The sequence below is a fragment of the Arthrobacter sp. Y3225116 genome (genome assembly GCF_059091245.1).
In genome coordinates, this window is the sequence record NZ_JBNHGL010000078.1 from 1 (window position 1) to 12,061 (window position 12,061).

Consider the following 12,061-nt stretch of genomic DNA (forward strand, 5'->3'; position numbering starts at 1 on the left):
CGCCACCTTCATGGCAAACTACCTTCGGTTGCCATGCCACGGAACGGTCTCCGAGGTCCTGGGCAACGGAATGACCGGCGGGTGGGCCTTCGAGAACTGGAGGACTTCGATCCGCGCCGGTTCACCCAGCTCAACGACCGGTTCCACGCCGGGCTGTACGAACGCTGCCCGAACCCGCACATCCTGGACCTGGTGCACCGGGGCTGGAACCGGCTCAACGCCATGCGGGCCTCCAGCTTCAGCCACATCCCCGGCCGCGCCCGCTCCTCCGTCGAGGAACACGAGCATCTGCTGGATTTGATCGACGCCGGTGCCAGCACCGGCGAGGTGGAGAAGGCGGCCCGGGCACACCGGACCAACACGCTCAACGCCTACCTGGCCGCGGACGGCTTGCCGCCCTCGCCCCTGTAGGCGGTGCCCGCTGCCGACGGCGACACCCCGCCGTCGTCGGCGGCCAAGCACCACACACAGCCCAGACCTCACCGATTACCGACCATTCAACCCCCATGGAAAGGACCATCATGGCCGAGCACTTTGTCCCGGACAACCTGCCCACCCACCTGCAGCACTACATCGGCGGCAAGCTTGTCGACTCCATCGACGGCGACACCTTCGACGTGCTGGACCCGGTCACCAACAAGCCGTACCTCAAGGCTGCCTCCGGCAAGGTAGCCGACGTCGCCGCGGCCGTTGCCGCCGCCAAGGACGCCTTCGAGAACGGCCCCTGGCCCACCATGCTGCCGCGCCAGCGCTCCCGCGTGCTGCACAAGGTCGCCGACATCGTCGAGTCCCGCGGCCAGGAACTGGCCGAAATGGAGTGCTTCGACACCGGGCTGCCGATCAAGCAGGCCCTGGGCCAGGCCCAGCGTGCGGCGGAGAACTTCCGTTTCTTCGCCGACCTCATCGTCGCCCAGCACGACGACGCCTTCAAGGTTCCCGGCCGCCAGGCCAACTACGTCAACCGCAAGCCCATCGGCGTCGCGGGCCTGATCACGCCGTGGAACACCCCGTTCATGCTGGAGTCCTGGAAGCTGGGTCCGGCGCTGGCGACCGGCAACACCGTGGTCCTGAAGCCGGCCGAGTTCACCCCGCTCTCCGCGTCCCTGTGGCCGGGGATCTTCGAAGAGGCCGGCCTGCCCGAGGGCGTCTTCAACATCGTCCACGGCTACGGCGAGGAAGGCTTCGCCGGCGACTCCCTGGTCAAGCACCCGGACGTGCCGCTGATCTCCTTCACGGGCGAGTCCCGCACCGGCCAGATCATCTTCGCGAACGCCGCCCCGTACCTGAAGGGCCTGTCCATGGAGCTGGGCGGCAAGTCCCCCGCCGTCGTCTTCGAGGATGCCGATCTGGAGGCCGCCATCGATGCGACCATCTTCGGCGTCTTCTCCCTCAACGGCGAACGCTGCACCGCGGGCTCGCGCATCCTGGTCCAGCGGAGCATCTACGACGAATTCGTCGAGCGCTACTCCGCCCAGGCGAAGCGGGTCAAGGTCGGCCTCCCGCACGAGGAGACGACGGAGGTCGGCGCCCTGGTCCACCCGGAGCACTTCGAGAAGGTCATGTCCTACGTGGAAATCGGCAAGCAGGAGGCCCGCCTGACCGCCGGCGGCGGCCGCCCCGCGGAGTTCCCTGAGGGCAACTTCATCCAGCCGACCGTCTTCGCCGACGTGGCACCGGACGCCCGGATCTTCCAGGAGGAAATCTTCGGGCCGGTCGTGGCCATCACCCCGTTCGACACGGACGAGGAGGCCCTCGAACTGGCCAACAACACCAAGTACGGTCTGGCCGCCTACATCTGGACGAACGACCTGAAGCGGTCCCACAACTTCGCCCAGAACGTCGAGGCCGGGATGGTGTGGCTGAACTCCAACAACGTCCGCGACCTGCGCACCCCGTTCGGCGGCGTGAAGGCGTCCGGCCTGGGCCACGAGGGCGGCTACCGCTCCATCGACTTCTACACCGACCAGCAGGCCGTGCACATCAACCTCGGCGAGGTGCACAACCCGGTCTTCGGCAAGGCCGAAGACGCCGCCGCCATCCCGGACGCCTAACACCTACCCCTACCGCTCGAAGGAAAGAATTATGAGCAACGAAATTCCCAAGCCCTCGGTTCCGGCCCCGGACATCCTGCGCTGCGCCTACATGGAGATCGTGGTCACCGACCTGGCGAAGTCGCGCGCCTTCTACGTGGACCTGCTGGGCCTGCACGTGACCTACGAAGACGACGAGGCGATCTACCTGCGCTCGTTTGAAGAGTTCATCCACCACAACCTGGTGCTGCGCAAGGGCCCGATCGCCGCGGTGGCGGCCTTCGCCTACCGCGTGCGTTCCCCGGAGGACGTGGACCGCGCCGAGGCTTACTACCAGGAGCTGGGTTGCCGCACCGAGCGCCGCAAGGAAGGCTTCGTCAAGGGCATCGGCGACTCCCTCCGGGTGGAGGACCCGTTGGGCTTCCCGTACGAGTTCTTCCACGAGGTGGACCACGTGGAGCGCCTCCACATGCGCTACGACCTCTACTCGGCCGGCGAGCTGGTGCGCCTGGACCACTTCAACCAGGTCACCCCGGACGTCCCGCGCGGCCGCAAGTACCTGGAGGACCTGGGCTTCCGCGTCACCGAGGACATCAAGGACTCCGACGGCGTGACCTACGCGGCCTGGATGCACCGCAAGGGCACGGTGCACGACACCGCGCTGACCGGCGGCAACGGCCCGCGGATGCACCACGTGGCCTTCTCCACCCACGAGAAGCACAACATCATCCAGATCTGCGACAAGATGGGCGCCCTGCGCATGTCCGACCGGATCGAACGCGGTCCCGGCCGCCACGGCGTGTCCAACGCGTTCTACCTGTACATCCTGGATCCCGACGGCCACCGCGTGGAGATCTACACCCAGGACTACTACACCGGCGACCCGGACAACCCCGTCATCACCTGGGACGTCCACGACAACCAGCGCCGCGACTGGTGGGGCAACCCGGTGGTCCCGTCCTGGTACACCGAGGCGTCCCTGGTGCTCGACCTCGACGGCAACCCGCAGGAGGTCGTCGAGCGCACCGACAACTCCGAGATGGAGGTGACCATCGGCGCCGACGGGTTCTCCTTCACCCGTGAGGACGACGAGGACGGCACCTTCCGCGGCCAGGCGTCGAAGGGCTTCAAGATCGGCAACCAGGTCTAGTCCCGGTCTTCGACCACATCACGACGCCGCTGGGCGGCTTCCGCAGGGAAGCCGCCCAGCGGCGTCTGTAACCTTGCCCGCCCCGCCGCCGGATGCCACACTGGCACCTAAACGCGGTGCCGGCGCCCGACCGACGGGGCGGTCCCGGGTGCCGACCGTTCCAGGGGATGGGGGAAACTGCGTGAATATTCTGCGCACCGTCGTCGCACGGATAGAACGAACCGAGGCTCTGGACAGGGTCGCCGAACCGGTGGCCGGGCTGGTGGGCAAGTTGGTCAGACCCCGGCCGATCAGGAACACCCTCAGCGGCAGCTTCGTGGGCCATCCGCTGCATCCGTTGTTGACCGACTTTCCCATCGGTGCCTGGACCATGTCCACGCTGCTGGACACGGTGGGCGGCCGCCGTGCCGAGCCCGCGGCCGACCTCCTGGTCGCCGCCGGAATCCTCACGGCCGTACCCACGGCGTGGGCCGGGCTCAACGACTGGTCGGACACGCAGGGCGAGGACCGCCGGCTCGGCATCGTGCACGCCGCATCCAACTCGGCGGCGCTGGTGTGCTTCGCCGCTTCCTTCCTGGCCCGCCGCGGCGAGCGCCGTGGGCTGGCGAAGGTGCTCGCGCTGGGCGGCTTCGGGCTGGTGATGTCCGGCGGCTACCTGGGCGGCCACCTGAGCTACGCGCGCGGCGTCAACGTCAACCACACGGCGTGGCGGAAAGGTCCCCTCGAGTGGACCCCCGTCCTGGCGGAGAGCGCACTGACCGAGGGCCGGCCGCAGCTGGCGCACGCCGGAGACGTGTCGCTGGTCCTGTATCGCAGCGATGGCACCGTCCGGGCGCTGGACAGCGTCTGCAGCCACATGGGCGGGCCGCTGGCCGAGGGACAGGTCGACGACGGGTGCATCACCTGCCCCTGGCACGGCAGCCGGTTCCGCCTGGCTGACGGCAGCATCGTCAGGGGCCCAGCCAGCTCCGAGCAGCCGGCCTACGAAACACGCGTCCGCGAGGGGCAGGTCGAGGTCCGGCTGAGCTGACCGGCTCAGCCCCGCGGAGACCGCGGCGTGGACCCGCGGGAGGCGCGGCGGGCGTCGGTTCCGGCGATGACGAGCGTGGCAACAACGGACGCGGCGGTGACGGCCAGTCCGGCGGTGATCGCCCCGGTCCAGCCTGATTGGGCCTGGACGGAAAAGGCGACGGCGGTGATCACCGCGATGCCCACGGCGGTGCCGATGCGCTGCGCGGTCTGGAGCACTCCCCCGGCGCTCCCCGCGTACTCCAACGAAACGTCGGCCAGGGTCAGCGTCTGGTTGGGGGTGATAATGAGGCCCTGCGCCATGCCGATGAGCGACAGCGTCAGCAGCATCCACCAGATGCTGAGCAGCCCGGCTGCCTCCAGTTGGATGACGGCGATGGTCAGCGCCAGCCCCAGCAACGCGCAGAGGATCCCGACGACGATCATCTGCCGCCCCCGCTCCAGCACCCGCTTGCCGGACCAGTGCGACGAATAGGCGCCGATCAGCGCGGCGGGCAGCCCGATCAGCCCCGCCTCCAGCGCGCTGCCGCCCAGCCCCTGCTGGATGTAGAGCGCCACCAGCACCCAGACGCTGGTCACGCCCATGAAGTACAGGCCGGCGATCAAGGACCCGGCGGAGAAGCTGTGGGTACGGAAGATCCGCAGGTCGACCATCGGGCTGCGCCCGCGGTGGCGGTAGGCATGTTCCCACCACGCCCACAGCGCCAGCAGTCCCGCGCCGCCGGGAAGCAGCAGCCAGATCCATGCACCGCTCCCGCGTTCGACGAAGGGCAGCAGCAGCGCCAGCACGGCCAGACCCAGCAGCACGGCGCCGACGGGATCGAGGTCACGTTCGGGCTTGGCTGCCCGGGGTTCGCCGCCGGCGCCTTCGCGGTCTTCTGCCCCGGGAGAGTCAACCTCTCTGTGCCGAGGCTTGAACCACATCAGCGCCAGCACGATGGCCAGGACCCCGACCGGTACATTCACGAGGAAGGTCCAGCGCCACCCGTCCTGGACACCGGCGAACTCAATGATCATTCCGCCCAGGAGGGGCCCGACGGCAACCGAAACGCCAATCACGCTGCCGAGCGCCCCGAAGGCACGGCCGCGTTCCGCCCCGCGGAAATACTGCTGGATCATCCCCACCGCCTGCGGATTCAGCAGGCCCGACCCCAGGCCCTGCACAAAGCGCGTGATGTTCAGGCTGAGCGGGTCCGGAGCGAGTCCGGCGGCCACCGAGGAAAGCGTGAAGAGCGCGACGCCGGCGATGAACAGCGGGCCGCGGCCCAAAATATCGCCCGCGCGGCCGGCGGCCACCAGCACCACACCAAAAGTCAGCGCATAGCCGGAGAGCACCCACTGCAGGTCCGAGTCCGACGCGCCCAGCCCGATTTGGATGGACGGCAGGACCACGTTGACGATGCTGACGCTCACCAGCGACATGAAGATGGCCACCAGCAGCACGGCCAGGATCCGCCAACGGCCGGGGTCCGGCACGAAGCCGGACTCGACGCCGTCGGGGCTGGCCGGTCGGGGCGCGGAACGGTTCTCTGGAACGGAGTCGGAGGCTTGGGTCACCTACCATTCATACGCCGGGACGGGTCCGCTGCCAAACCGTGGGAGCCTGGGCGACAGCCGCGTTAAACGAAAGAGCCGGAGCGGCAGGCGTTGGGGGAATCCTGCGGGTCCGGCTCTTCCACGCCCGGACCCAAGTCCGGCCGAAGCGATGCGGGCCCCCGTTCCGAGCCCCACCGTTGTCACGAGCATATCCCGCGGGCAACCGGCCCGCGATGGGGAGAACTACCCATGCAGGTTAAGCGGTCTATCAGAGCTGTTGAGCTATAGCCGCTTCATTGGGCGGCCGACCTTCCGCCAGGTTGCGTTCCGCCGCTGCGGCGGGCGTCCGCTCCCCCTCGCGACCCGGGAAACGCAAGAGGATACTGAAACCGTGGGACTGTTGAGCGGAGCACCTGCCCCTTTCGCCGATCGACCCGATGCCGCCCGGCAACTGGCGGCCGAACTGGCAGCATACCGCGGCCGCGACGACGTCACCGTGCTGGGCCTGGCGCGCGGCGGCGTCCCGGTGGCCGCGGTGCTGGCGAAAGAGCTGGCCGCCGACTTCGACGCGCTCATCGTCCGCAAACTAGGGATACCGGGCCAGCCGGAGGTCGCCTTCGGTGCCTTGGCCGCCCACGGCGGGCACACCGCCGTCGTCATGGTGGAACCGATACTGGCAGAACTGCGCCGCCGCAATTACAGCGAACGGCGGCTGCAGGAGGTCCAGGACAGGGAACGTGCCGAGCTGAAGCGGCGGCAGGAAGCGTATCTCCACGGCCGGACGGCGGAGGTCCGCGGCCGGACCACGATCCTCTGCGATGACGGGTTGGCCACCGGCGCCACCATGAAGGCCGCGATCAACGCCGTGCGGCAGAGCGACCCCCGCGAGATCGTCGTCGCGGTGCCGGTGGGCCCGCCGCAGGCCTGTGCCGAGCTCGAGAAACTGGCCGATGCCGTGATCTGCCTGCGCCAGCCGCACAACTTCAGGGCCGTCGGCGAGGCCTACCAATACTTCGGCCAGGTCAGCGACGACGAGGTCCTGGCAGCGCTGCCCCGGTAGCGGCTGCCGCCGGCAGGTTAAAGAACAGCGGACCGCTGCCGGGTGCAATTACCCGACGGCGGCCCGCTGCCCTGAGCTGGCGCTGCTTGGAAGAGGTCAGTGCGCCTCGGGATGCCGCTTGAGGTGCTCGATCTCGGGGTCGATGGCCCGAAGGTTCGCGCCCTTCGTTTCCTTGACCACGGACACTGCGACCAGCGAGATCACGCACAGCACCATGATGTAGATGCCGATCGAAATCGTGCTGCCGGTCTGGCCCAGCAGCAGTTCGGCAATCATCGGGGCGAACGCGCCGCCGAGGATGGCACCGATGGCATAGCCGATGGAGACGCCGGAGTACCGTACGTTGGCCGGGAACATCTCCGCGTACAGGGCGGACTGGGGACCGTACGACAGGCCCAGGCCGATGGTCAGGACAAACATGGCGATGCCCATCAGCAGGATGCTCGCCGTGTCGATCAGCATGAACATCGGAATCTGCCAGAGCAGCACCCAGACATAGCCGATCTGGAACGTGCGGATTCGCCCGATCTTGTCGGAGAGGATGCCGCCGTACATGGTGAAGGCCAGCCAGCCGAAGGCCGCCAGGGTTGTCGCCAGGAGCACGGACGGGCGGTGCATGCCCAGGCCGCCGGCCTCGACATCCTTGGTGGCGTACGAGGCGAAGAACGCGATCAGCAGGTAGCCGGCGGCGTTGTTGGCAATGAAGATCAGCGCGGTGAGGATGACCTGCTTCCAGTTGTGCCGGAACAGCAGGCGCAGCGGGGCGGCAGATTCCTTCTTGCGATCCTGCATCTCCTTGAACACCGGGGACTCGTCCACGGCGCGCCGGATGATGTAGCCGACCACGATCAGCACGATCGAGAACAGGAAGGGAATACGCCATCCCCAGGCCAGGAACTGCTCCTCGCTCATCACGGTCGTGAGCAGCCACATCACGCCGGTGGCCAGGATCATGCCGCAGGGAACACCGATCTGCGGGTAGGCACCGAAGAAGCCGCGCTTGTTGATCGGCGCGTGCTCGACGGACATCAGGGCAGCGCCGCCCCATTCACCGCCGGCCGAGAAGCCCTGCAGGATACGGAGCACCACCAGCAGGATCGGAGCCGTGATGCCGATCTGGTCGTATGTCGGCAGCAGGCCGATCAGCGCCGTCGCCACGCCCATCAGCATCAGCGTAAAGACCAGCATCAGCTTCCGACCCATCCGGTCGCCGAGATGGCCGGCGACAATGGCGCCGAGCGGGCGGAACAGGAAGCTGATACCCAGCGACGCCCAGGCTACGATCTGCGCCAGGCCGGCGCTCTCCTGGGACAGCGGCGCAAAGTACAACGTGGCCAGCACCAGGCCGGCGGCTTGCGCGTAAATGAAGAAGTCGTACCACTCGATGGTGGTACCGACCAAGGTGCCGGCGAGCACCTTGCGCTCTTCACGGCGGGCTGCTGGGCTGAGGTTGCCTGCCAGCTCTTCTGACGTTGACATATTTTCTCCGTTGAGTTCACAGAACGGTTACCGAACGGTCGGTAATGTGACTGGAGCCATATTACCGGACAGTGACGGGCCACACATAGCGCCGCCATATCATTTCCATAACGCCCCCCTGCCGGGCTGCGCCGCACCCGCCGCTCCCCCTTGCAGGAAAGCCGGCAGCACCGCCCGTTGCGTTCTATAGTTGGACGCTTTGTCCCGATATAGAACAATGGGACCTGTGAGGGCCGGCACAGGAGACTGGGGCCGGTTCCCGCTGCAACTCCCGTGCAGGACTTTTCCAGAGGATGTACCGATGAGCCAGACCCCCATCAAACCCGCCCCGGCGCACTCGCAGACCCTGTCGCGCGGCATCAGGGCCCTGGAGATCCTCGCGGAGGCGCCGTCGCCGATGACGATCGCCGAGTTGTCCGACGCGTTGGGGGTGCACCGGTCGGTCGCCTACCGGATCCTGCGCACGCTCGAGGACCATTCGCTGTTGATGCGCGATTCGGCCGGCAGGGTGCAGGCGGGGCCCGGCCTGGCCGCGCTCGCCCGGGGTGTTTCGCGGGACCTGCAGTCGGCGGCGCTGCCGGAGCTGACAGCACTGGCCAACGACCTGATGATGACGGCCTTTGTCGCGGTCTGGGACCAGCACGACTGCGTGACGCTGCTGACCGTGGAGCCGCGGCATACGACGGCGCTGGTGCAGCGTCCGGGCACCCGGCATTCCTTCGCGGCGGGAGCCCCGGGCATCGCCATCCAGTCGGCCCTGACCCGGGACCAGTGGGAGCAGCATGCTCCGGGACAGCCGATCCGCCCGGAGGCCCGGCTCGCCAAGGACGCCGGGTATGCCATCAGCCATGACGAGGTCATCCCCGGCGTCTCGTCGGTCGCCGTGCCGGTCACCGTCCCGGGCCAGCTCCCGGCTGCCGTGGCCGTGGTCTATATCCGGACCGACACACCGGATGAGCAAATTGCGGAGGCGTTGAAGCGCTCAGCCGCGGTCATCGAGGCGGAGCTGCACTGAGCCCGGCCCCGCCCCGCGGCGGCGGACGGCTGCGGCAGCAGGCGGGCGGCCCGGCAGCAGGCGGGCGGCGGTCAGGCGTCCCGGCGGTCAGGCGTCCCGGCGCCGGACGACGGCGGCAGCGACCAGGCCAAGCACCAGCAGCATGACTGAGGCGGCGATCGACACCAGGAACGCGCCGGAGTGTCCCAGGTTCTCGGCCAGCGCACCGGCTACCGCCGAACCGATGGCAGAGCCGAGGACGACGCCGCTGGCCAGCAGCGTCATCACCGTGCCGAGCCGCTCATCCGGAGCGACCAGGCTTCCGATGCCGTAGATGGTGACCATGGTGGGTCCGACGGGCACGCCGACCACCAGCAGCACGAAAATCATCGGCAGCACTTCGGCGGGCAGCAGCAGCAGGACGCAGAACGCCGTCATCGCCGCCGCGCACACGACCCAGCGGCTCGAATGTTTCCACCGTGCGGGCCAGTAGGCCACGGACAGCGCGCCGAAGGCCGACGTCAGGCCCAGCAGCGCATACAGCAAACCGGCGGTGTCGGCCGCGCCGAAGCTGCCGCCGAAGGCACTCAGGGCGTTCTGGGTTGCGCCGAAGAACACGCCCATGGCCACCATCCCCAGCACGGGGATGGCGACCAGCGGCCAGTTGATCCGCACCGGCGAGGCAGCCGCGGCGGCTCCGGGATGCGCCTTGACCAGTCCGGGCGTCACCGGGACGACCACACGGTAGGTGGGGTGGACGGCGAAGGCGGTCACCATCGTCACGGTCAGGGCGGCGGCCAGCACGAAGGGCAGCCACGGGGCAATCAGCGCCGCGAGCAGCCCGACCAGGGCCGGTCCGAGCACGAACGTCAGTTCGTCGGCGGTGCTCTCGTAGGACAGCGCCGTGTCCAATACCGGCTTGTCCTTGCGGGTCATCGCCATCCAGCGCACCCTCGCCAGCGGGCCGACCTGCGGACAGGTGGCCCCGACGGCGAAGGACGCCGCAAGTACGGCCACGGGGCCGGCTCCACTGCCTCCGATGTAGACGCAGGTCAGCAGCACGACGATGGCACACGTGTGTGCGGCAGCCGCGACCAGCAGCACGGGCCGCTGACCGACCCGGTCGGCAAGATAGCCGAAGAGCGGCGCGCCGGCGGCCGAGCCGATGCCTACCGCACCCGCGGCGAAACCGCCCGATGCGTAGGATCCCGTGCTGACCGTGACCAGTGTCAGGGCGCCGACCGTGAGCATCGCCAGCGGCAGCCGGGCAAGGAATCCGATGGCCAGAAAAGAGGTTCCGGCCATCTGTGCCAGCCGCGCGTAGCGGCCGAAGGGGTTTCGGGTTTTGCGACGTCGGCGGCCGGAGGTGTCGTTGCCGGGGGCTTGTTGCTGGGCGGGCGCGCCGGAATCAGAAGCAGTCATCGGTTTTTCCGTTGGTTCGAACCGCGCATCGTCCCGCCTCCCGATGCGCACAACCCGGATAACATAACCATCATACCGGTGGTCAGGCGGCCCCGGTGAGCACGGTGCGGACGGAGGAGCCGTGGCGCCCCTTCGTGACTTGGAGCTGAGCGCCGATGCGCTGCTTCATCTCCGCTACGTGGCTGACCAGGCCGATGACCCGGCCCCCGTCGCGCAGTCCCTCCAACGCATCCATGACCTGTTCCAACGCCTGCTCATCCAGGCTGCCGAATCCCTCGTCGACGAACAGCGTCTCGATGTCCACGCCGCCTGCCTCTGCCTGCACCACGTCGGCCAGCCCGAGTGCCAGCGCGAGCGAGGCCATGAAGGATTCGCCGCCGGACAGGGTCGAGGTGTCGCGCCGCTGCCCCGTCCATTCGTCGCTGACGTGCAATCCCAGGCCCGACTTCTTGTTGCCGGACTTCGAGTCGTCGTGGACCAGCGTGTACCGCCCGTCGGTCATGGCAATCAGGCGTTCGGAAGCCGCCGCCGCAATCTGCTCCAGCCGCGCAGCCAGGACGTAGGTGGTGAGCGTCATCTTGCGTTCGTTCTCGCCCAGTCCCCTGACCGTGTCCGCCACTGACTGCAGAAGCTCGTGCCGTTCCGCGATCGGGGCCAAGCGGACTTGTTCCTCGGCGAAACGCCGGCGGTAGCTGGCAAGTTGTTGCTGCGACGCCGTCAGCACCCCGTGCCGCACGTGGTGCTCCTGCACCAGCCCGTCCAGGACCGCGGCATCCCCGCGTGCCGCATCCAGTTCCGCGGTCCCCGGCAGTGTTTCGCCCTTCTCAAGCGCCGTGCGGGCACGGACGACGGCTTCGGAGGACTCCAGCACCCGCAGCCGCTGGCCTGCTTCGACGTAGGCAGTGTGGCGCCGCTGCAGTTCCTGCAGCTGTGCCGGTGCCAGCAGGGACACCCGGATTTCGTCTTCGGAGGCGAAGCTGGACTGCCCGATGGCCGAGGCCAGATCGGCTTCGGCCTGCTCCAACGCGTTGCCACAGTGGCGGTGCTGTCCCAGGACGTCCAGGGCAGCGGCCAGCAGTTGGTCGAGGCGGGACAGCGAGGCCGCATGTTCGTGCAGGCTGCCTCCGGCCGGCCCGGCCTCGCGCAGCTTCTGCTCGAGTTCCCGCACGCGTTCCCGCCCGGCCTTGAGGTCGGAATCGGCGGAGGCCTTGGCCACGGCCAGAGCCGACAGCTGCCGGCCGTTCTCGTCGAGCTGCTCGGTCGTGGCGGCCGCCCGTTCCTGCAGTTTTGTGCGCCGTTCCCTCACCGCGACGGCTTCCTCCAAACGGGCACGGGCGGCGCCGACGGCGGCGGCCGCTTCG

The 12,061-nt window shown here is 68.4% G+C and carries 9 protein-coding genes and 1 pseudogene; 6 read left to right on the top strand and 4 right to left on the bottom strand.

All coding sequences use genetic code 11. The annotated features are described in order from the left end of the window. Positions 1–96: 96 nt before the first annotated feature. The 4 genes and pseudogenes from AC5RV2_RS09345 to AC5RV2_RS09360 form a co-directional block, all read left to right on the top strand. A pseudogene (locus tag AC5RV2_RS09345) lies at positions 97–411 on the top strand (FCD domain-containing protein); the annotation flags it as partial. Positions 412–521: 110 nt separating this feature from the next. Continuing rightward, the gene (hpaE, locus tag AC5RV2_RS09350; RefSeq protein WP_494092102.1) at positions 522–2,051 is read left to right on the top strand and encodes a 5-carboxymethyl-2-hydroxymuconate semialdehyde dehydrogenase; all 1,530 of its coding nucleotides are present in this window, start codon (positions 522–524) and stop codon (positions 2,049–2,051) included. Positions 2,052–2,082: 31 nt separating this feature from the next. Continuing rightward, positions 2,083–3,180 carry a 3,4-dihydroxyphenylacetate 2,3-dioxygenase gene (gene hpaD, locus AC5RV2_RS09355; protein WP_494092103.1) on the top strand — a complete coding sequence of 366 codons (1,098 nt, stop codon included), beginning with the start codon at positions 2,083–2,085 and terminating at the stop codon, positions 3,178–3,180. 181 nt (positions 3,181–3,361) lie between these two features. Beyond that, the gene (locus tag AC5RV2_RS09360; RefSeq protein ID WP_494092104.1) at positions 3,362–4,210 is read left to right on the top strand and encodes a Rieske (2Fe-2S) protein; all 849 of its coding nucleotides are present in this window, start codon (positions 3,362–3,364) and stop codon (positions 4,208–4,210) included. Between the two features lie 5 nt (positions 4,211–4,215). Here the strand turns inward: AC5RV2_RS09360 and AC5RV2_RS09365 are convergent, their stop codons facing one another. Next, positions 4,216–5,766: an MFS transporter gene (locus AC5RV2_RS09365; protein WP_494092105.1), complete on the bottom strand. Its 1,551-nt coding sequence runs from the start codon at positions 5,764–5,766 to the stop codon at positions 4,216–4,218. Positions 5,767–6,136: 370 nt separating this feature from the next. Between AC5RV2_RS09365 and AC5RV2_RS09370 the strand changes: the two genes are divergently transcribed. After that, positions 6,137–6,805, top strand: coding sequence for a phosphoribosyltransferase (locus AC5RV2_RS09370; protein WP_494092106.1), 669 nt, complete (start codon positions 6,137–6,139; stop codon positions 6,803–6,805). A gap of 96 nt (positions 6,806–6,901) precedes the next feature. On the opposite strand, the gene AC5RV2_RS09375 is transcribed toward AC5RV2_RS09370, so the two are convergent. Then, positions 6,902–8,284, bottom strand: a complete 1,383-nt coding sequence (locus tag AC5RV2_RS09375; protein WP_494067154.1) for an MFS transporter — start codon at positions 8,282–8,284, stop codon at positions 6,902–6,904. A 301-nt stretch (positions 8,285–8,585) separates the two neighbouring features. On the opposite strand from AC5RV2_RS09375, the gene AC5RV2_RS09380 reads away from it, so the two are divergent. After that, complete coding sequence (locus AC5RV2_RS09380; RefSeq protein WP_494092107.1) at positions 8,586–9,299, top strand: IclR family transcriptional regulator; 714 nt, start codon at positions 8,586–8,588, stop codon at positions 9,297–9,299. An 87-nt stretch (positions 9,300–9,386) separates the two neighbouring features. Here AC5RV2_RS09380 and AC5RV2_RS09385 read toward each other — a convergent pair whose 3' ends face one another. Together AC5RV2_RS09385 and AC5RV2_RS09390 are read right to left on the bottom strand one after the other, a co-directional pair. Further along, positions 9,387–10,700, bottom strand: coding sequence for an MFS transporter (locus AC5RV2_RS09385; protein WP_494092108.1), 1,314 nt, complete (start codon positions 10,698–10,700; stop codon positions 9,387–9,389). A gap of 82 nt (positions 10,701–10,782) precedes the next feature. Next, the coding region (locus AC5RV2_RS09390) for an SbcC/MukB-like Walker B domain-containing protein (protein WP_494092109.1) at positions 10,783–12,061 on the bottom strand (1,279 nt) is incomplete at its 5' end.

Bases quoted from the DNA above. Each gene is read 5' to 3' on its own strand.
- hpaE (WP_494092102.1), top strand. From the start codon at position 522: ATGGCCGAGCACTTTGTCCCGGACAACCTGCCCACCCACCTGCAGCAC.
- hpaD (WP_494092103.1), top strand. From the start codon at position 2,083: ATGAGCAACGAAATTCCCAAGCCCTCGGTTCCGGCCCCGGACATCCTG.
- AC5RV2_RS09375 (WP_494067154.1), bottom strand. From the start codon at position 8,284: ATGTCAACGTCAGAAGAGCTGGCAGGCAACCTCAGCCCAGCAGCCCGC.
- AC5RV2_RS09380 (WP_494092107.1), top strand. From the start codon at position 8,586: ATGAGCCAGACCCCCATCAAACCCGCCCCGGCGCACTCGCAGACCCTG.
- AC5RV2_RS09385 (WP_494092108.1), bottom strand. From the start codon at position 10,700: ATGACTGCTTCTGATTCCGGCGCGCCCGCCCAGCAACAAGCCCCCGGC.